Below are 19,945 nucleotides of genomic sequence, written 5' to 3'. Positions count from 1 at the left end.
AATGAAAAATGATTGGAATAAATATATTTACCCAGAAAGCTTTCATGGTTTTATTGATGCAAGTAGCCATCAATATAATGGGCCACTGTTAAATGCTTTTGGCGAACAAAGAGGAGAAAACCTAGTTAACTTGAGTCAACAAGCTGAGTTTGATGGGCAATTACTCGATATAAGCCTGTTAAGCGGTTTATATCATCACCAACACGTTTGGGGTAAAGTTTCCTATGAACAGCTTAGATATTACTTCACCTCGGAAGAATCTGTAGTACATCATCAGATTTATGTGGAGCTTAATTTGGACGAGATATCGAGTTCAGCAGCTATAAATCGTTGCGCAGAATTATTGGAGTATTTTATTGACACTGGTGAAGTAAGTATCCGATTATTACTTAAAAATGCCTTTCAAATATCCCAAAGTCAGCTGATTAAAATTGTCAGAATGTGCGAATTGTCCGGTGTACAGCGTATTTGTTTTAATGATGATTTGTCGTTATTTTCTCCTTCGGGAATTAAACGTTTTTTAGCGGCGTTAAATGCCACTAATTATTCAAAATCATTAGAATTTGAATGTGCTTTTTCTGGCGTTGGATTCCACACTAAGGAAAACGCAATTATGGCGATAACTTCGGGTATTAATTATATACATGTTACCGCCAGTTATTTAGAACTTGCCTATCAAGCATTGCCTGTCACCTTGTTAATGCAAGCGTTTAGCAACCACAACGAACCCTTGAATAAGCAGGCTTTGCAGAGGTATATTATGTATCTTCATGGGCTTACCGTTGATGATTCATCTTTAACCCACATTGGAGCTGATACGGTAAATGATGATGTAAATAGGGGGGCTGTAGCGAATATGCTAAAAAATAATAGCGTGCCGGAGGTTGAATTAAGCAACAATATCGCCATTCGTTTTGATGTAAGCGCCAACGACTGGCATGTTAAAATGCAATTGATGGTTAATGGTGTGATTGAGGAACTTGGTGAACGCGTTCATCATTATGTACTCTTATTACTTGCTAGGGAATATTACCAGCAATATCAAACGATGTTAACTCGTGATGGTCATGTCGATCCTTTATTGGTTGGCTGGGTGGAACGAGAAGCTTTGCATCAGATGATCGGAGATAATGAAGCACAGTTTAATGTTAAATTATGTCGAGCCAAAAAGCATATTATCGGTGCGGCAGAAAAGCTTGGGTATATTGAATACCAGCCTCTATCAACAAGACAAGGCGCTATTCGACTCAATTGTGGTAATGTGACTGTAGTACAGGGATCAAAAATTGAATTTGAAATGGAAAATTGGCAGTTTATTGATAGTCATTATACGGAGCTTAAACAAGCTTAATTTGTGTGATGTAATGGATGCCTCAGCACCAAATATGGGCAGTTTATACCAAACTTAATTGCTGGTATTAAGACTGATGAGGCATTCATTATAACATTAAAGTGATTGGCATTGGTCTCGCTAAAAACGGATTTAAAGTTTGCGTTTACCTTGCTGATAAATCATGTAGGGTTAATCCCTGTTCAGCATGTTATAAGCTGACTCGCATCAAATCGGTTATGTGACTACGCCACTTCAACCCTCGATGATTGGAATTATAGCGGTATTTTGTGCGAGTGAAAATTCAATCAGTTCCAGCATTTTATCTTGGATCATCGGCAGACTTCTAGCCTCTACAGCAGCCGCTAAAGGTTTATTAAGAGAGGTGCTATAACTACGATAACCTTGCTTAATTGGAATAGACATAGACATAGGAATGCCTTGGGCAACACCACCACCAATTAACTCGATTGCTTGTGCTGTAATAAATACGGTTTTAGGGTCGTGAATCGGTTGGAAAATAATACCATTCTCATCTGAGCGAACCATGATCCCTGATAGATCCGGTCTCCAGCTCTCATCTAACTGCGGCATGAATCGCCATGCACAATGCCAGTCTTGGCATACAGACGGTCTTTTGGTATAGATCTTACAGCCGCCTTTTTCCATTAAATTTTTACAGACTTGATCGGCAGGCTTTTTAAAGTTTTCATCATCAATCTGAAGTACAACGCAGCATGCTGTGCATTCTCCACATTCTCGACCGGCAACTAAATTTGATTCGTTATTTTTACTCAATTTTTTACCTACGTACGACAATTTAAAAATGAAAGATATCTGCTACGTTAATATTAATTCATCTAAGAAAAGATACAAAGAACAATGGTGGTATTATTAGTTTTACTGAATTTCAGGTACAAAAAAAGATGCGCTAAGCATCTCAATGTAGTTTGATGGCGGTGACGGAGAGATTCGAACTCTCGAAAGGTTACCCTTTACACGCTTTCCAGGCGTGCTCCTTCAGCCACTCGGACACGTCACCTAATCAGAATGTTATATAAAATATAACGATGCGTACTGTAGGTAATCACCTCGTAAAGGTCAATCAAAAACTCATATTTGCAGTTTGACTGCTGCATTACTGAGCATAAAAGTCTGTAAAAGCCACTCGTGACTAACCCTTAAGCAAGGTATCGTGCTGTTTTTTTGTGTGAGTACACGAAATTAACTAAAGTTGTTAGCTGAAATGACGATATAAACCTTATAATTTGTGCGATGGAACATGTCGCTATTCAAATATCATAAGGATTCATGATCTGATGAAAACTCAACTCAGCCAATCATTATTGTTGTCTTTATCATTGGGCATTGCCGTTACAAGTTGCCAACTTTCTGCAACCGAGTTCGACGCGCGCTCATATGCAATGGGTGGAGTAGGTGTTACTACTGCAGATTATGTTACTGCTTCTTTCCACAATCCTGCGATGGCCGCCAAGCATGACGTACGTGATGACTTTGGTTTATTAGCCCCGGTACTGGGTATTCAATTCGATGATCCTGATGAATTATTCAATGATGCCTCAAATCTTTATGATGTTATTGCTAATGCGAACTTACCTGCTGATGCTTTGATCGTTGATGCCGCATTAACCCAACTTGCGGGCGATAAAGCCTATTCAGAAGCGGGTTTTGGTCTGGTTGCTTCTGTGCCAACGCGTTATTACTCCACCAATGTGTTTATTAAAGGTTATGCCGATGCCTTTTTGTTTGCCGACGTCTTAGATAATGATCTGGCTGATACCGATGTTGATTCTAAAATGAGTGTCTATGCTATTTCGGTGGTTGAATTTGGCATGACCTTCGCGCGTAAGTTCGATACTCGTTATGGTGGCATGCACTTTGGTATATCACCGAAATACAATATTATTTCAACCTATAATTACTCACAAACTATCGACAATTTTGATCCGGATAAATACAAAGACGGTGCGAGCAGTGATAAGAAAGGCTTCAACCTTGACTTAGGTATGGAAGTTGGCCTGTTATATGGATTAAGCGCGGGTGCTGTAGTGAAAAATTTGATCCCGCAAGAAGTGGATTTAAAACCGATGAACGGGTCAAGCGCGAGTTATAATCTACACCCTGTTGTGACCACAGGGCTAAGTTGGAGTAGTGATTATGCAACGCTGGCTATGGATATAGATATAAATAAAACCCAGCGTTATGAAGATGTCGTTAGCTTGTCAGGGGTCAATGATGATTTTGATGATACCCAGATGCTGAAGATTGGTGCAGAATTTGGTTTGCAGTCGGCAATGCAACTGCGTGCTGGTTATACCAACGATTTGCAAGGTAACAAAGGGCAGGTATTCACGGCTGGTATTGGCTTGTCACCATTTAATGTTTTCCACCTTGATCTCGGCGCCAGTTATGGCGGTTCAAATAAATTTGGCCTAGTAGCACAAACCATGCTGTGGTTTTAAACACCTAATTCGGGCATTTGCTCTAAGCATGTAAAAACTTGAGATATGTCATAAACTAAAGTCACTCTTTGCTCTACTATCTTGTTATACGATTTATTATTGAATCGCATATCAATTGCATTAAATGAACATTTATTTATTGCGATTGGTATCACACAAGGAATGTAAGAGATGCCAAATAGTCAAGTTGCCGCACAACAACCACGTGTTACCGTGGAAATTATCGATGAAGTGGCGATAGTCACCCTTAATCGAGGCCCTAAATATAATGCGTTAGACATGGATATGTTTTATGCATTAGATAATACTGCGACAGAACTCGCTAGTAATAAAGCCATCCGAGCAGTGATCATACGCGGTGATGGTAAGGTGTTCTGCGCGGGTCTTGATGTCAAAAGTATTATCAAAAACCCCCTCAATCCCGGTAAACTCTTAAAACGTGAAGAAGGCGAGCTGGCTAATCTTGCACAAAAGGTGGGTTATCTGTGGCGTCAAATTCCGGTGCCAGTCATTGCTGTGACTCATGGTGTGTGTTTTGGTGGTGGTTTACAAATAGCGCTCGGTGCAGATTTTCGTTATAGCACGGCTGATTGTGAATTCTCGGTGATGGAAATTAAATGGGGATTAATTCCTGATATGAGTGGCATGGTCACCATGCGTGAACTAACCCGTATTGATATTGCTAAAGAGCTAACCATGACGGGGCGTAAGTTTAGCGGTATCGAAGCTGAGAAGTATGGTCTGGTTACTCATGTTTGTGATGATCCGATGGCGGCGGCGATGACCTTTGTCGAGAGTCTCAAAACCCGTTCACCAGATGCGATTGTCGCAGCGAAATCGTTACTTAACGAAACATGGGTGGCATCAGAGCAAGCAGTATTAGTAATGGAAACTCAAACCCAGAGAAAAGTCATGGGTAAGTGGAATCAAATTGTGGCTGTAACTCGTAATTTTGTCAAAAAATCATTACCCTATAGAAAACGTAGTATTTAACAGGCGGTCTTATAACTATGTCCCAACTGAATATTAAAGCATTATTAGAACCTTCATCAATTGCCGTTATTGGCGCTAAAAATAGCACCGAGAGTATTGGTTATTGGGTCGTTAAAAATTTAATTGCCAGTCAGTATGATGGTCCGATTATGCCGATATCATTAAAGGCTAATAATGTCTGTGGGATTTTAGCGTATGAAAAACCGAGTGATTTACCGATAGCGCCGGATCTTGGCGCAATCTGTACACCGATTCGTTTTGTTGCCAAGATCGTGAAAGAACTGGGCGAGGTTGGTTGTAAAGCGGTTATTTTATTTAGCGATGAACCTTATGAAGGCAATGCTGATACCTGGGAAAAGATTGGCTTAATCGCTGCAAAATACAATATCCGAGTATTAGGGCCGAGCAGTTTAGGGGTATTAAATCCACGCCTAAAATTAAATGTCAGCTTGGCTCATGTTGCCCCGCCAGCTGGTGATGTGGCGGTTATTTCACAATCGGCCGCGTTTGCTACATCTATGATTGATTGGGCTGAAACCCGTGGCGTTGGGTTCTCCTGTTTTATTTCTATTGGTACGCGGATTGACGTTAACTTTGCTGATTTGATTGATTATTTAAGTCGTGATCGCTTTACTAAATCGATCGCGCTGTATGTCGACAATATTATTGATACCCGTCGTTTTATGTCTGCAGCCAGAGCCGCGGCATTTAAAAAACCGATTGTGGTGGTGCGTTCAAGTTCCAACATCGGTGGCGCAACGGCGTTACTACAAGACCGCCGCAATAAGATCTCTTATAACACCGCTTACACCGCCGCATTCCAACGCTCGGGGATGTTACGGGTGAATGATACCTTCGAGTTACTATCTGCTATCAAAACCATTGCGACGGTCAAACGTTCTGTGCGTGGTGATAAAATGTTGATCATCTCCAATGGTGGCTCTCCAGCCTATATGGCCATTGATGTATTGATTAAATCAGGCTGTAAATTAGCTGAATTAAGTTATGAAACCGAGCAGAAATTGTTAAAAGCCCTGCCGGGTAAAATTACCAGCATGAACCCGATTAATATTCTCGGTGGTGTTGATGCCGAGGCATACAGTAAGGTGATAGATATTGTGTTAGAAGATGCACAGTATGATGCCTTATTAATTATTCATGCACCGCAGGTGACGGAAGAGTGTCATATCACGGCAGAAAAACTGATCCCTCAGCTGGTTAAAAACAACAAAAAAGGCCCGATTATATTCACGTCATGGATGGGCGAAACCAGTGGGCGTATTGCCCGTCAAACCTTGATTAAAGCTGGTATTCCGTCATACGGCACACCGGAAGTCGCAGTCAATGCCTTTAATTATATTGTTAAGTTTAGACGTCACCAAAAGCAACTGATCCAAACACCTGAGACATTAGCTGATTTAAATCCTGGCTTGATTGCTGACGCTAAGATCATGGTCGACAAAGCCATGCGTATCGGCGTCAAAGAAATTAACGACAAAGGGATTAACTTATTACTCAGTGCATACGGCATTATGTCAGATACGACGTTAACCAAAGATGAGGTAAATAAGCTTCGGATTGAGGTGATTGATGACGCTGCGTTTGGGCCAATTATTTGCCTAGGCGAAGCGGGTGGAGACTGGGATATCGATCAAGATGCTGGTGTGGCTTTACCACCGCTGAATATGGCGCTATCTCGTTACCTTGTTGTCGGCGCTATCAAGCAAGGCATTATTCGAGAACGCAGTTTATCGGTACGCTTAAATATGGACGGACTCTGTGAGATATTAACCCGTATATCTCAGATGATTATTGATTTCCCGATGATAAAGTCGATCTTGTTGGAGCCATTAGAATTAGGACGTACTGCTTATAACATCAAGGTAGATAACGTTAGCATTGGCCTACGTGGTCGCCGTTCACAGCAAAAATTAGCGATCTTACCCTACCCGAAAGAGCTTGAAAGTATCTATACCATGAAAAATGGTAAAGCGGTATTATTAAGACCTATTCGTCATGAGGATGAACCAGAGCATCAAGCATTTGATTCTTCATTAACCGCAGATGATCGTTATTTACGTTATTTTGGCGCACGTTCTAAATTCAGCCACTTTGAAATGGCAATGCTAACGCAAATTGATTATGAACGTGAGATGGCCTTTATTGCCAGTGCGAAAAACCCGATGGGTCAGCCTGAAACATTAGGGGTGGTACGGGCAATTTTTGATTGGGATAAGTCTGAAGCCGAGTTTGCCATTTCAGTACGTTCAGATCTAAAAGGGCAGGGCTTAGGTAAAGCATTAATGTTGAAAATCATTGAGTTTTGTCGTCAATTAGGCTTAAAAAATATGGTCGGATTCACCATGCCAACCAACTCGGGCATGATTAAGTTATCGAAATATTGTGGCTTTAAAGTGACAATGGATTATCGTGAAGGCAACGCAGATTTAAAATTAAAGTTAAATGATTAATTTACAACGTATCAACCTAAACTTATTACTCAGTTTGCAGTACTTGTTGCAAGAGCAGCAAGTGACGGCGGCAGCACAGCGTCAATACATCACTCAATCGGCAATGAGTAAAAACCTGGCTAAGTTACGCGAGATATTCGCCGATCCTTTGCTCATTAAAATGGATAATAAAAGTCAGTTAACCGAAAAAGCCAAGCAGTTAAAACCCGAGCTGGCGCAAATTTTGAATAACATCGATGGTTTATTGATGACTGGGGGCTTTGACCCCTTGCAATCACAGCGTGAATTTACAATTGCTTCAACCGATTATGTCACCGATTATATTTTGCCAGCGGCGCTTGCTCATTTGTATCTGCATGCACCAAATATTAAACTTAATCTCACCTATTGGGATAAGTTTACCCTGGCAGCGATGGAGCGTGGTGAGATTGATTTAGGCGCCACGATTATTCGTCCTGAACATAAACACCTTTCCTATTTACCGCTAGAGAAAGATAACTACGTGTGTATTATGCGCCAAGGGCACCCGTTAGAAAATGAAGTATTAACGTTAGCGAATTATACGCAATATCCACATAGTATTATTACCTCGGGTGCGGATAAAGCCAGTGACATTGATGTGGCGTTATCAGCACAAGGGCTATTTAGAGAGGTGGCATTACGCATCCCATCTTATTCTTCGGCCTTTAGCATTTTAGCTAAAACTGACCATTTATTAACCATCCCCAACTCTATAGCCGATAAATTGATCATCGGTGAGCAATTTATTCGCAAAGATTTACCCATTAAATTACCTATTTTACAGGCCGCAATCATCTGGCACCCCCGTTTTGACCATGATTTGGCGCATAAATGGCTGCGTGATGAATTATATGCTCAATTAACTATCAACATTCCAAATGGGACTGCTGATAAGTAGGATAAGTCATTTTATTCATTTCAACTTACATTCTATGATTACCTCAACGCAATGGAGTGGTGATCAACATGTACGAAATAATAGTGTCATTATTAATTATTAACTTTTTTGGCATGCTCAGCCCTGGGCCTGACATGATGTTGGTCTTAAAATACGGTAGCCTAAGTGCGAAACGCGCTGCTTGGTACTGTGTTGGCGGTATCATTAGTGGTTTGGCTGTGCACATTATGTTAGGTTTATTCGGTATATCGTTTCTTATTTCGAGCAACCCTATGTTGTTCAACGTGGTGCGTTGGTTCGGTGCCGGTTACCTTATTTATATTGGTATTAAATCATTGCGTGCAGGGAAAAGCGAAATAGCGGTTGATACGAGTTCATTAGTTTTTAGTCCTGGGAAAGCTTATTTAGACGGTCTGCTGTGTAATTTATTAAACCCTAAGATCTTGATGTTCATGGTGGCAGTATTCAGTCAGGTGATTGCACCGGAAACACCAACATCAGATAAGTTATTAATCAGCTTGTCCATCTTCTTAGAAACCGCGGTACTGTGGTCATGTTTCATCATATTGCTTAATCGTGGCTCGTTAAAACAAATGCTTAATCGCTATCAAGATAAGATCAATAAAGCCACAGGTGGTCTGTTAATTACGTTAGGTGGCTTCATTGGTTTAAGTAGCTAACGCTATTTAGAACCGATCAAGCTTAAAAAGAAAGGCGCTGTGGGTGAGTAACCGACAGCGCCTTTTTTGTGCTTGTTATGTTAGTTCTGTTTAGCGCTACAGCTCAAAGATATTACTTTGCTGCTGGAAGGCTTGTACATCAGCAATATAGGTACCTTCAAACTTTTCTACATGACGTTCTTCGTAGTCATCTTCATCGTCATGTTTATTACCTTGGTTAATTGTCGCCATTATCAAGCGGTCTGAGGTGCGAGACTTTAACTCCACCATGAAGCGAATCAGGTCGACACGTTCAATTTTTTCCAATTCTTCGGCAATTTTATCGGACTTGTTAAAGTCTTTATCTTTAATGCCAATAGCATGCCACAGACGTTTACTTTTACCGTTTATATTAGCGTCAGGTTCGCGTAATTTAGACACTAATCCCTGCTTACTGGATTGCCATTGCTGCTCGGTAAAGGAGATCATCCCGAACGGGAAGAAATCAATAAAATCATTGATCGCATTGAGCAGTTTTGTTGGTTGCGTATGGGGTGATTGTACGTACAACATCAATCCTGCATGACGATTAAGCGGGATGTTACCGGTCCCGACGACATAACCCAATTGTTGCTGGGTGCGCAGTTCATAGAAAAATTTCGATGACATAACATGATTTGCCAAGCTGTAATAGGCCAATTCTTTGGGTGATATTTTCGGTGCTTGGTAGTACACAATCAGCGCCGAATCGTTATGTTCAACAGCCACTTCGTGTACCAAAGAACCAGTATCCTGGATATCCACCAACTTACGTATTGTCTCTTTACCTGGCGTGCTAATTGGATGCAGTTTATCTTTGACGTATTGACCTATCTCTAACGCTTGAGATTGATGCCAGTCACCGTGTATCAATATTTCCACACTGATGTTTTGATATATTTTTTCCAGATACTGCGGTAATTGTTCCTGCTTAATACCCACCAAGGCTTTAGCAAGACGCTCACTTGACGGATTATTCGGTTGCAGCAGTGAGGTTAACTCTGAAAACAAGCGATTGATTGGTTTCGCTTGTTTCTGGTTTTCCCACGAAATAAGTAACTGGTTACGAATACTCGAGAAGGTCTCATTATCAACGGTTTGTAAGTGACGATGACCAATGATCAGTTTTAATAACTCGAACTGTTTCTGCGCAAACCCGGCAAGGTGTAAGGTAAATCCGCCTTGATGGGCGTAGATATGGTAATTAATACCGGCAATTTCGGCTTGATAAGTCAGGCTATTTAATTGCTCCATCAATAGCTCAACCGCTAATCGGGTCATGGCTATATTATGGGTATTGGCAATGGCGTATTCACTATCAATTGAAATGAAGATATTACCTTTTGGCAGGTGGAACTCATGTTCTTGCATAAACCAAGTTTTAAACCCTTCACTCTCATCAATTAAACGGGGTTGTTCAGTGAGATTGGCTTTATCAAGCGCAAGGGCTTCTAAAGTCGAGCTCATGAATAGGTTTTTAATTGGTAGCGCTAGGCGGTCATCAATCTCTACATTCGCCCAGCGTTGTTGCTGGCTAGGTGTAAATGCATCAACGCGATAAGGGGTATCATACCAAGCGGCCTTTTTATCGGTCTCTAAGTTTGGTGCTGATATCATCAAGCGCATATTTGTCGGGTTAAGCTGCTGCAAGAAGAAACGACACGCCTCAATATCAAACCCAGTCATCATATAATCGCCGTAAATCACATGCTCAGGCTGATAGATATGCAAGTTTTGTGATAGGTGTGACACATTTTTAACGGCGGATATTTTTTCTTGGTAGCGAAAAGCTTGTTCCAAGAAATTTTTCTTCTCGTCATAGCGCCACGCCTGTAAACCTTGCTCGGTGATCAGTTTGATATATTGCAGGCAAAACTCAACAATCTCGGTGATATGGTTAAAACCATCACTGGTTAAACCGACAATGACATTATAATCTTTAAAGTTAGCGCCGCTTTGACCACTGCCTGCTGATAACGCGGTTACCCAGCCTTTACGTTTCAGTAATGACAGTAAACTGCCATCGGTTTCATCACCGATTAGCTGGCTAATGTAACTCAGTGGTTTAATTTGGTAGTAGGGTACGATATCGCCTAGCGGGAAGCAGATGTATAATTTTTTATGGCCGCTGAGCGATTCCACCCAAATAGCTTGTTGTAATTGCGCTGTTGTATATAGCGGGGTTGCTAAAGGAACTGCATTGATCCCGCGATTAGGCACAGTCGAGAACATTTCCCTAAGCATGTGTTCTTGCTTATCGAGTGTCAGTTCGGATTGGATCACTAACTTCATTAAGGATGCGCAGTAATGTTGCTCATAAAATCGTAACAATTCATCACGCAAAGTGTAGCTTTCGGTGTCGGCTAATGTCGTGAGGTTACCCACCGAGAATTTACTAAAAGGGTGGGTTGGATTAACGGTTTCTTTGTGTGCTTGGTAGAAGCGACGTACATCATCTTTAAGCTTTAGTTTATATTCAGAATCAACAGCGTGACGTTCGCGTTCTAACAAATCCGCATTAAAGCTTGGCGCGATAAAAAATTGAGCGAAACGGTCTAGGGCGTTATGGAAATAGCGATTGTTAATATCAAAATAATAGTTGGTATATTCGGTGCCGGTCCAAGCGTTGTTACTGCCACCATGCATGGAAATAAACGACTGGTATTCGCCGGGTTTTGGGTGTTTTTCAGTCCCCAGAAATAACATATGTTCGAGTAAGTGCGCAAGCCCTTCATGCTGCAAGGGATCATCAAAATGACCAACGGCAACGGACATGGATGCGGCTGACTTTTTACATTGATCATCTTGGATCAGTAATACAACTAAACCATTAGGGAGCGTGATGTGACGATATTGTTTGTAATCATTAGGGCTAGTTATCAAGGTGAATGCTCCATGTGATGACTGCATCAGAAAAAGAGTTTAAATTAGATCGGCTTCAAAGAATGGCCAATTTAAAATGCAGTAATGAATGCTGAGGTTTAATCTTACTGAATAAAATTGATACCGCGCGATGGCGATACCGCTTACTCATAATATAAGTTCAGTATGGCGCGAAAATAGCAGTAAGTAAGTATTTTTTGAAAACAATGTTTAAAAACATAAGCTAAACGTGATTTTTAATATTTTTGTCATCAAGTTGCGCTACCATGCAATCGTTTTAAGGCGCTGTGTTAATATCTATACAGTATTCAATAGATAATATGCGTGGTGGTATGAAGATTTATATTATGCGACACGGTCAAGCAGGACTGTATGCCAACAGTGATGCTGAACGTGAATTAACGGGCACAGGACGACAACAATCCGCTGATATGGCTAGTTGGTTAAGTGCAATTGAACCGACGTTAGATTGTGTATTACATAGCCCATATGTACGAGCTGCACAAACTTGGCAAGTTATCGGGAACTTTTTCACCGTAAACAAAGTCCAAGTATGTGAAGACATCACCCCTTATGGTGATGCCGAATTTATTGCTGATTATATTCGCGCACTAGTCGCAGAATATAACTATGAAACCATATTGTTAGTTTCGCATTTACCTGTAGTGAGTTACCTCACTGCTGCATTAACAAATGGTAAACACATGCCTGCTTTCGCAACGTCAGCGATTGCTTGTTTAGAATTAAATGAAAATGATTGCCAACTGAAGTGGTTAGAGACATCTCACAGTATAAGTTAGTATGTTGTTTAATAATGCATATTATGAATGGTGCTTATACTTTGCACAACGGTTATTGTAGTGTTAAATAGCTTTGCATTGATGTTTTGTTAGTATATTATGCCGCCTCTGTTTGGGTACTTGGATGGTACTTATATAAGCGTATAAAGGAGTGCTAATGCGTAGTTTTAAACAGTTTAACTCGTTCCGTATTGCAAAATATGTAAAGAGTTTTTTTCGTGGAACCCTCTATGTCACAGGTTTGGGATTATTAGAGTTCCAGCAAGGTATGTTAATCATGCCGAGCAACGCAGGTAACAATGTTAAAATGCGTATCTCGGAAGTGAATCGTGAAATTAAACGATTTGCGGTTTAACAGACTGAGCTTGAAAGGTTAGTGTTATGCACTAACCTTTTTTTGTGCCTGTCGTTTGGTACTGAACTATAAACAGCTCGGTACTAAACGATAAAAACGTTGATGTTAACCGATAAACATAGACACATTAAATGCCACCGTAATGAGCAGAAAAAGCAGCATCATGATGATGACATTGTAACGTTTTAGAAAGCTTAGCCTTGGATGTTTCTCGTTGAAATCTGCAGCTGATGCCGCCTTTTTCCTTACCTTCTCAGTTTTGATTCGGTGCAATTTATCCTTGGTCTGCATTGCTTGTTCAAGTTGTACCAGACGCTCATTGTTTTCTTTTTCTAGTTCTGCAAACCACTGATCTTGTTTATCAGTCACCATACTTGTATACCTTTATTACCTTCGCGATAATCATCAATAAATGCTGCCAACACGTGGCAGACAATTAACAGAAGTCTTCTTTCGTTGTCAGCTCAATCAAGATGGATATGGCTGCACTGCCACCCCAGGTCTTGGTTGCTTGATGAAATGCTTCAATATCAGGATGCTGGGCTAACCACATTGGTAATTGGCGTTTAAGAATATTTTTACCATGACCATGCATGATGTTACAGCAGCGAATATGCTGTTTACGGCATTCTGCGATTAATGCTGATATTTCTACCTTGGCTGTTTCTTGGCTTAAACCATGTAAGTCTAACAGCAGCTCAGGCTCGTAATCACCACGACGCAATTTCTTCAACTCATAAGGTGAAACGCCATCTCGTATATAGCGAGTTGGGCCTTCGTCAGCAATATGTGGTTCAAATTGATCGGAGAAAAAATGTTCACGTTGCGCTGATTCTTGTCGGATTGAATCATTTGCTTGCGTTTTCGGTTTATTTGCCCTGATTTTTGTTTTGCGTATGGTATCCTGTGCCAAAGGTTTTATACCTTTCATACTATCAGAGAAAAGAGCGTGTTCATCTGGTTTCAACGCTGCTTGCGATACTTTCACTTGCGCCGCTTGTGCCTGTTCTTTTGCTACATCTATTTGCAGCAACATCTTTTTTTTCATTTGTTTATTAAACATAATGTAGTTACCCAAATTCAACTGCTAAGCTCAGTTGATTAAACATTTTGTTACTTTACCAAAATTGGAGTCAATTGTGGACAGGATTTTTATTGACGAAGCAGTCAAAGAGTTAATTACAATACAAGATATTATCCGTTGGGCGGTTAGCCGTTTTAACGATGCTGGTATTTTTTATGGTCACGGTACTGATAATGCGTGGGATGAAGCTGTACAGTTAATCTTACCGACATTACACCTGCCATTGGATATTGACCCTCAAATTCGTCATGCGAGACTGCTTACTTCTGAACGCCAAACATTGGTTGAGTTAATCGTTCGCCGCGTGAACGAACGTATCCCTGCGGCATACCTGACTAATAAAGCTTGGTTTGCTGGGTTAGAGTTCTTTATTGATGAACGTGTATTAGTGCCTCGCTCACCGTTTGCAGAACTGATCATGAATGGTTTCCAACCTTGGTTAACAAACGAGCCAATGCGTATCCTTGATATGTGTACAGGCAGCGGTTGTATTGCCATTGCACTGTCTCATGCATTCCCGGATTCTGAAATCGATGCGGTTGATATTGAACATGGTGCGATTGAAGTTGCCGAGATCAATATTCAAGAACACGGTGTTGAGAATCAAGTAACACCAATTCAATCTGACTTGTTCTCGAACCTTGAAGGCTTACGCTACGACATGATCGTATCGAACCCGCCTTATGTTGATCAAGAAGACATTGATAACTTGCCTGATGAGTTCAAACACGAACCAGAGATCGGTTTACAGTCTGGTTTCGATGGACTAGAACTAACGTTAAAAATGCTAGCACAAGCACCGGATATGCTAAACGACGGCGGTTTACTGTTTGTTGAGATTGGTAACAGCATGGTTCACATGCAAGAGAAATTCCCAGAAGTACCATTTACATGGTTAGAAATGCAAAATGGCGGCCACGGTATCTTCGTGATCAGCAAAGAGCAGATCTTAGATTCAATGGAACTATTTGCACCGTTCAAATAGCCTTGCGAATAATAATGCTGTAATAAAATTACTGTGTAATTAAAGTGAAGAGCAGCCTAAAGTGGTTGCTCTTTTTTTATTGTTATAACATCAGAAAATAGTGTGATCAATCGAGTATGATCACAAATAAACAATCAAATGCAATTGGCTCACCTAAAGCGCCAAAAAATTGCGACATATCAACCATGCCAGACAAACGTACCGTCCCGGTGCTGTTCTTAAATCTTTTTGTTCCTCCTAAGATAGCGTTATCGGTACCTGCAGCGCCAGTGACATGCGTTATTAATTGCCCACTTGCAGTGGTAATACCTTGTGTCACAGGCTGCACCGTGGTACTGCCTCTCGTGACTAGGGTCCCTTGTGGTAAATTAAAATAAGTTGTGCCAACTAAGGCTTTGCCGGCACCGACGTCCGTAATGTTAGATAGGCAATCAGTAGCCGTCCCGATCTGTTGGCCATTTTTTGCATTGAGTAAGTCGACATCAAAACAGATAGCAGGATCGTCGGCCCCGTCGCCGTCAATATCTGGAACCATTCTTTCATACATCGGCCCAGAGCCAACTAAGTTCCAAACCAAGGTCTTCCCACCAATACTCTCTGCCGCTGATACCGTGCCTAAGAAAATAGACATAACAGTTAAAATTACGATTTTTATGTTCATCATAAGGGCCCTTTCGTAGAAATACTGACAGTGAAAAAATCGCAGTTGCGATAATTGGCACATGAAAAGTACTTCGATGCTGTGCATCGTTTCTGAATTAATTTGTATCGTAATGAAAGGTGAGTGATTTTATGTTGATGTGTTTAGATGTAAGGACGTAATAAAAACAATAGCACATCACTTACACTTTACAAGGTGATCACGCTGTACGTTTCTTGGTATGCAACGTTAAATGCTGCACTTAGTTTTTTATCTTTAGGCGGATGATATCTTGTTGACTGATTCGATAGGTTTTTAACTGAGAGTATAGCTTGCTGGTTGTTTTTTACTGAATATAAGCTAATTTGCTCAGCCTTAATTTTTTTAGCGATTTGCTATTGTCGCTAAGCCTTGGGTCTTGTATTCTCGAAGGTATTAGTAGGCATTATATAAAGGAAACGCTGTTATGGCAGGGAATAGTATTGGGCAATTATTTAAGATCTCCACATTTGGAGAAAGCCACGGACCAGCACTTGGGTGTATTATTGATGGCTGCCCTCCAGGACTAGAAATTTCAGTTGAAGACCTTCAGTTTGATCTCGACCGCCGTAAGCCTGGCACCTCTCGCTATACTACTCAACGACGTGAAGCTGACGAAGTTCAGATACTTTCTGGTATTTTTGAAGGTAAAACCACAGGTACTTCAATTGGTCTGATGATCAAAAATACCGATCAACGTTCACAAGATTATTCCAATATTAAAGATACCTTCCGCCCAGGTCACGCTGATTATACTTATCATCAGAAGTTTGGTCATCGCGATTACCGTGGCGGCGGTCGTTCATCGGCGCGTGAAACGGCAATGCGTGTAGCGGCTGGTGCAATTGCGAAGAAATACTTGAAAGAACAACACGGTATTGTCATTCGCGGTTATTTATCACAACTGGGCCCAATCAAAGCAGAAGCACTGCAATGGGATCAAGTTGAGAAAAACCCATTCTTTTTTCCTGATCCAAGCAAATTAGAAGCGCTTGATGAATATATGCGTGGATTGAAAAAATCAGGTAATTCAGTGGGCGCTAAGGTAACAGTGGTTGCCCAAGGTGTTCCTGTTGGTTTAGGTGAGCCGGTATTCGATCGTTTAGACGCTGACATCGCTCATTCATTAATGAGCATCAATGCTGTGAAAGGTGTTGAAATTGGTGACGGTTTTGGCGTTGTAGAACAGCTTGGCAGCGAGCACCGTGATGAAATGACACCAGAAGATGGTTTCCTTTCTAATCATGCTGGTGGCGTACTGGGTGGCATCTCAAGTGGCCAAGACATCATTGCGCATATTGCCATGAAGCCGACATCAAGTATTACCATTCCAGGTAAATCAATTGATAAGTTTGGTAACGCCATTGAAGTGGTTACCAAAGGTCGTCACGATCCATGCGTCGGTATCCGCGCAGTGCCAATCGCTGAAGCACAACTTGCGATCACGCTAATGGACCACTTACTAAGACACCGTGCGCAAAACCTACATGTAGTAACAGACACACCAAATATGTAGTGACCCCCTCCCAACCTCGCCCTTGACTTTTTATTGTCGAAAATAGGGGGGAGGAGCTACAACTTTATTATCAATTACCCATCAGCTTAGGTTGATGGGTATTTTTTTGTTTGTTTGAGCGTATCTCGCTCAGCTTCTGCAAAGGTGTTGTAGCATTCCTTCGGCATCCACTCTGTTTTGAAGCTTATAACAAATCGTTCCATTGGCGCAGTCCAAACAATTTCCACATCGGCTAATACTTTGTGTTATTTGGTATTTCCACAACGCTTGTCTGAATTGAATACTCGTGTAATGACAGCCTTGGTCCAAATGAAAGAGAACATTTTTTGGTCGCCCTCGGTTTTCGTAACGCCGCACACGTTAAATCGGTATTTGGGCTATCTGAGCATGCCCAACTCACAATTTTTCGAGTAAACAATCCATTTTCACAACTAAGTACATCCATTGATTTCCAGCCTATACAGTAAGTGACATCGTTACACCAAACTTGATTAACGGTTTCAACATCGAACTGCTTATTTAGTCGGTTTGGTGCTACTTTCGATATTTTAGTAAAATGTTTACTCTTGAATGATAGTTTTTGTGGAAACGTTTACATTTGAGGCGTAGGGTGTACGAATAGCTTATAGATTCACGTATTTGGTGTTGATAAATTGCGGGAGAATGAATTGTGAAAGTATTGGTAACAGGTGGAATGGGCTACATTGGCAGCCATACGTGCGTGCAGATGATTGAAGCAGGTATTGAGCCAATTATTATCGATAATTTAGATAACAGTAAATTGGCTGTGCTTGATCGTATTGAAGCATTAACGAATGTACGACCGGTTTTTTATCAAGGCGATGTGCGTGATGAAGAATGTCTGGGGCGCATTTTTAGTGAGCATGCTATTTCATCGGTTATCCACTTTGCCGGTTTAAAAGCCGTCGGTGAGTCAGTGAAAAAACCACTGGAATATTATGATAACAATGTAAATGGTTCATTAGTGCTAGCCCGTGCAATGCGTAAAGCCAATGTGAAAAGCATGGTGTTCAGTTCTTCGGCGACGGTTTATGGCGACCCAGACGTTGTGCCAATTACCGAAGATTCACCGACTGGCGCGACGACCAACCCGTATGGTCGCAGTAAATATATGGTTGAGGAATGTTTTTCTGATCTGTTTGCTGCGGAAAATGATTGGAGCATTACTTTACTGCGTTACTTCAATCCGGTTGGCGCCCATCCGTCTGGCACCATGGGTGAAGATCCACAAGGTATACCAAATAATTTAATGCCGTTTATTGCGCAAGTTGCGGTTGGCCGTCGTGATTCTCTGTCTGTATTTGGCAATGATTACCCAACACCTGATGGTACCGGGGTTCGAGATTATATCCACGTGATGGATTTAGCCGATGGTCACATTGCCGCGTTAACAGCGGTAGGCCAAAAAGCAGGCCTACATATTTATAATCTAGGCACAGGTAAAGGTTCAAGTGTATTAGAAATGGTCGAGGCTTTTGCACAAGCGTCTGGTCAGCCTATCCCTTATCAATTATGTCCACGCCGCGCTGGTGATATTGCCGAATGCTGGGCCAATACTGAAAAAGCTGAAAGAGAACTTGGTTGGAAAGCCAGCCGTAATGTAATGGAAATGAGTGCCGACACATGGCGCTGGCAGTCAACCAATCCACAAGGATATTAAGCTTATGTCTACGTTTAACCCAATTGATCATCCGCATCGTCGTTATAACCCATTAACGGGGCAGTGGATCTTGGTATCACCACACCGTGCGAAACGTCCGTGGAGTGGTCAAGATGAAGAACCGGATACGGCTGTGTTATCAACGTATGAAAAAGCATGTTTCTTATGTCCGACCAACAAGCGTATTTCCGGTGATGAAAATCCAAACTATGACGGTACACATGTGTTTAGTAATGACTTTGCTGCGCTAATGCCTGATTCACCGGAAGCGCCAAAATCAACCAACCCGTTGTTTAAGACTGAAAGTGTGCGTGGACTAAGCCGTGTGATCTGTTTTTCACCGGATCACAGTAAAACATTGCCAGAGCTACCCGTAGACCAGATTCGCGGGGTGATTGATACCTGGGATGAACAAATTGAAGAATTAGGCAAAGATTATCTCTGGGTGCAAGCGTTCGAGAATAAAGGCGCCGCGATGGGCTGTTCGCAACCGCATCCGCATGGCCAGGTATGGGCGAATAGCTTTTTACCTAATGAAATTGAGCGTAAAGAAAAACTGCTTAAAGCCTATCAACAAGAGCACAGTTCGAACTTATTGGTCGATTACGTTGAGTCGGAATTAAAAGACGGTGAACGTACTGTCGTTGAAACGGAACATTGGCTTGCTGTTGTTCCGTATTGGGCGGCGTGGCCGTTTGAAACCATGTTACTGCCGAAAACACACATTCGTCGTATGAGTGAATTAACGAGTGAGCAACGAGATGATTTGGCGCTAGCGATTAAGAAACTCACTTGCCGTTATGACAATCTGTTTAAATGTTCATTCCCTTATTCAATGGGTTGGCATTACGCGCCATTCTTTGAGGAAGGCACTGATATTGAGCATTGGCAATTACATGCATTGTTCTATCCGCCATTATTGCGTTCTGCCTCGGTCCGTAAATTCATGGTGGGTTATGAAATGTTAGCCGAAAGCCAGCGTGACTTAACCGCCGAGCAAGCCGCGCAAAAATTGCGTGATGTCAGCGACGTACACTATAAAGAACAAGTGTAAGAGCAAGATCAATA

The 19,945-nt window shown here is 41.5% G+C and carries 17 protein-coding genes, 1 tRNA gene and 1 pseudogene; 12 read left to right on the top strand and 7 right to left on the bottom strand.

Going from position 1 to position 19,945, the window contains the following annotated elements; genetic code table 11:
* The first annotated feature begins 1 nt into the window (after position 1).
* Positions 2-1,351, top strand: coding sequence for a hypothetical protein (locus PE36_RS02100; RefSeq protein WP_006030288.1), 1,350 nt, complete (start codon positions 2-4; stop codon positions 1,349-1,351).
* Between the two features lie 234 nt (positions 1,352-1,585).
* Here PE36_RS02100 and PE36_RS02095 read toward each other — a convergent pair whose 3' ends face one another.
* Both PE36_RS02095 and PE36_RS02090 read right to left on the bottom strand, forming a co-directional pair.
* Positions 1,586-2,128: a hypothetical protein gene (locus PE36_RS02095; protein WP_043993653.1), complete on the bottom strand. Its 543-nt coding sequence runs from the start codon at positions 2,126-2,128 to the stop codon at positions 1,586-1,588.
* Between the two features lie 156 nt (positions 2,129-2,284).
* Positions 2,285-2,372, bottom strand: a tRNA-Ser gene (locus tag PE36_RS02090).
* A gap of 277 nt (positions 2,373-2,649) precedes the next feature.
* On the opposite strand from PE36_RS02090, the gene traF reads away from it, so the two are divergent.
* From traF to PE36_RS02065, 5 genes are all read left to right on the top strand, one after another.
* Positions 2,650-3,813 carry a conjugal transfer protein TraF gene (traF, locus tag PE36_RS02085; RefSeq protein ID WP_006030286.1) on the top strand — a complete coding sequence of 388 codons (1,164 nt, stop codon included), beginning with the start codon at positions 2,650-2,652 and terminating at the stop codon, positions 3,811-3,813.
* A 171-nt stretch (positions 3,814-3,984) separates the two neighbouring features.
* Positions 3,985-4,806: a crotonase/enoyl-CoA hydratase family protein gene (locus PE36_RS02080; protein WP_006030285.1), complete on the top strand. Its 822-nt coding sequence runs from the start codon at positions 3,985-3,987 to the stop codon at positions 4,804-4,806.
* A 17-nt stretch (positions 4,807-4,823) separates the two neighbouring features.
* Positions 4,824-7,277 carry a GNAT family N-acetyltransferase gene (locus PE36_RS02075; RefSeq protein WP_006030284.1) on the top strand — a complete coding sequence of 818 codons (2,454 nt, stop codon included), beginning with the start codon at positions 4,824-4,826 and terminating at the stop codon, positions 7,275-7,277.
* Entirely contained in the window at positions 7,270-8,196 is a 927-nt protein-coding gene (locus PE36_RS02070; RefSeq protein ID WP_006030283.1) for a LysR family transcriptional regulator, read from the top strand. Before PE36_RS02075 ends, PE36_RS02070 begins: the two co-directional genes overlap by 8 nt.
* A 68-nt stretch (positions 8,197-8,264) precedes the next feature.
* A complete protein-coding gene (locus PE36_RS02065) occupies positions 8,265-8,876 on the top strand; it encodes a LysE family translocator (RefSeq protein ID WP_006030282.1) in 612 nt (203 codons plus the stop codon).
* A gap of 96 nt (positions 8,877-8,972) precedes the next feature.
* Here the strand turns inward: PE36_RS02065 and PE36_RS02060 are convergent, their stop codons facing one another.
* On the bottom strand, positions 8,973-11,777 hold the full coding sequence (locus PE36_RS02060; protein WP_043993651.1) for an insulinase family protein: 2,805 nt from the start codon (positions 11,775-11,777) through the stop codon (positions 8,973-8,975).
* Positions 11,778-12,064: 287 nt separating this feature from the next.
* On the opposite strand from PE36_RS02060, the gene sixA reads away from it, so the two are divergent.
* A complete protein-coding gene (gene sixA / locus PE36_RS02055) occupies positions 12,065-12,577 on the top strand; it encodes a phosphohistidine phosphatase SixA (protein WP_232286513.1) in 513 nt (170 codons plus the stop codon).
* Positions 12,578-12,734: 157 nt separating this feature from the next.
* Positions 12,735-12,932, top strand: a complete 198-nt coding sequence (locus PE36_RS02050) for a DUF1107 family protein (RefSeq protein WP_006030279.1) — start codon at positions 12,735-12,737, stop codon at positions 12,930-12,932.
* Between the two features lie 105 nt (positions 12,933-13,037).
* Here the strand turns inward: PE36_RS02050 and PE36_RS02045 are convergent, their stop codons facing one another.
* Positions 13,038-13,304, bottom strand: a complete 267-nt coding sequence (locus PE36_RS02045; RefSeq protein ID WP_006030278.1) for a hypothetical protein — start codon at positions 13,302-13,304, stop codon at positions 13,038-13,040.
* 64 nt (positions 13,305-13,368) lie between these two features.
* The gene (smrB, locus tag PE36_RS02040; protein WP_006030277.1) at positions 13,369-13,995 is read right to left on the bottom strand and encodes an endonuclease SmrB; all 627 of its coding nucleotides are present in this window, start codon (positions 13,993-13,995) and stop codon (positions 13,369-13,371) included.
* Positions 13,996-14,071: 76 nt separating this feature from the next.
* On the opposite strand from smrB, the gene prmB reads away from it, so the two are divergent.
* Positions 14,072-15,001: a 50S ribosomal protein L3 N(5)-glutamine methyltransferase gene (prmB, locus tag PE36_RS02035; RefSeq protein ID WP_006030276.1), complete on the top strand. Its 930-nt coding sequence runs from the start codon at positions 14,072-14,074 to the stop codon at positions 14,999-15,001.
* Positions 15,002-15,107: 106 nt separating this feature from the next.
* Here prmB and PE36_RS02030 read toward each other — a convergent pair whose 3' ends face one another.
* On the bottom strand, positions 15,108-15,665 hold the full coding sequence (locus tag PE36_RS02030) for a hypothetical protein (protein ID WP_232286512.1): 558 nt from the start codon (positions 15,663-15,665) through the stop codon (positions 15,108-15,110).
* A 442-nt stretch (positions 15,666-16,107) separates the two neighbouring features.
* On the opposite strand from PE36_RS02030, the gene aroC reads away from it, so the two are divergent.
* Positions 16,108-17,196 carry a chorismate synthase gene (aroC, locus tag PE36_RS02025; RefSeq protein WP_006030274.1) on the top strand — a complete coding sequence of 363 codons (1,089 nt, stop codon included), beginning with the start codon at positions 16,108-16,110 and terminating at the stop codon, positions 17,194-17,196.
* Positions 17,197-17,318: 122 nt separating this feature from the next.
* On the opposite strand, the pseudogene PE36_RS24950 reads toward aroC, so the two are convergent.
* Positions 17,319-17,728 (bottom strand): annotated as a pseudogene (locus PE36_RS24950) (DDE-type integrase/transposase/recombinase); the annotation flags it as partial.
* A gap of 138 nt (positions 17,729-17,866) precedes the next feature.
* Here PE36_RS24950 and galE point away from each other — a divergent pair.
* Both galE and PE36_RS02015 read left to right on the top strand, forming a co-directional pair.
* Positions 17,867-18,877, top strand: coding sequence for a UDP-glucose 4-epimerase GalE (gene galE / locus PE36_RS02020; RefSeq protein ID WP_006030273.1), 1,011 nt, complete (start codon positions 17,867-17,869; stop codon positions 18,875-18,877).
* Between the two features lie 4 nt (positions 18,878-18,881).
* Positions 18,882-19,931, top strand: coding sequence for a UDP-glucose--hexose-1-phosphate uridylyltransferase (locus tag PE36_RS02015; protein WP_006030272.1), 1,050 nt, complete (start codon positions 18,882-18,884; stop codon positions 19,929-19,931).
* The last annotated feature ends 14 nt before the right edge of the window (positions 19,932-19,945 follow it).

It is taken from the genome of Moritella sp. PE36, assembly GCF_000170855.1.
In the GTDB taxonomy this organism is placed as follows: Bacteria; Pseudomonadota; Gammaproteobacteria; order Enterobacterales; family Moritellaceae; genus Moritella.
Note: the sequence above shows the minus strand (reverse complement) of the source record. Positions and strands in the feature narration are given on the sequence as shown.

Excerpts from the sequence above, each read along its gene's own strand:
- PE36_RS02100 (WP_006030288.1), top strand. The coding sequence starts at position 2 with ATGAAAAATGATTGGAATAAATATATTTACCCAGAAAGCTTTCATGGT.
- traF (WP_006030286.1), top strand. The coding sequence starts at position 2,650 with ATGAAAACTCAACTCAGCCAATCATTATTGTTGTCTTTATCATTGGGC.
- PE36_RS02080 (WP_006030285.1), top strand. The coding sequence starts at position 3,985 with ATGCCAAATAGTCAAGTTGCCGCACAACAACCACGTGTTACCGTGGAA.
- PE36_RS02075 (WP_006030284.1), top strand. The coding sequence starts at position 4,824 with ATGTCCCAACTGAATATTAAAGCATTATTAGAACCTTCATCAATTGCC.
- PE36_RS02070 (WP_006030283.1), top strand. The coding sequence starts at position 7,270 with ATGATTAATTTACAACGTATCAACCTAAACTTATTACTCAGTTTGCAG.
- PE36_RS02065 (WP_006030282.1), top strand. The coding sequence starts at position 8,265 with ATGTACGAAATAATAGTGTCATTATTAATTATTAACTTTTTTGGCATG.
- PE36_RS02050 (WP_006030279.1), top strand. The coding sequence starts at position 12,735 with ATGCGTAGTTTTAAACAGTTTAACTCGTTCCGTATTGCAAAATATGTA.
- PE36_RS02045 (WP_006030278.1), bottom strand. The coding sequence starts at position 13,304 with ATGGTGACTGATAAACAAGATCAGTGGTTTGCAGAACTAGAAAAAGAA.
- smrB (WP_006030277.1), bottom strand. The coding sequence starts at position 13,995 with ATGTTTAATAAACAAATGAAAAAAAAGATGTTGCTGCAAATAGATGTA.
- PE36_RS02030 (WP_232286512.1), bottom strand. The coding sequence starts at position 15,665 with ATGATGAACATAAAAATCGTAATTTTAACTGTTATGTCTATTTTCTTA.
- aroC (WP_006030274.1), top strand. The coding sequence starts at position 16,108 with ATGGCAGGGAATAGTATTGGGCAATTATTTAAGATCTCCACATTTGGA.
- PE36_RS02015 (WP_006030272.1), top strand. The coding sequence starts at position 18,882 with ATGTCTACGTTTAACCCAATTGATCATCCGCATCGTCGTTATAACCCA.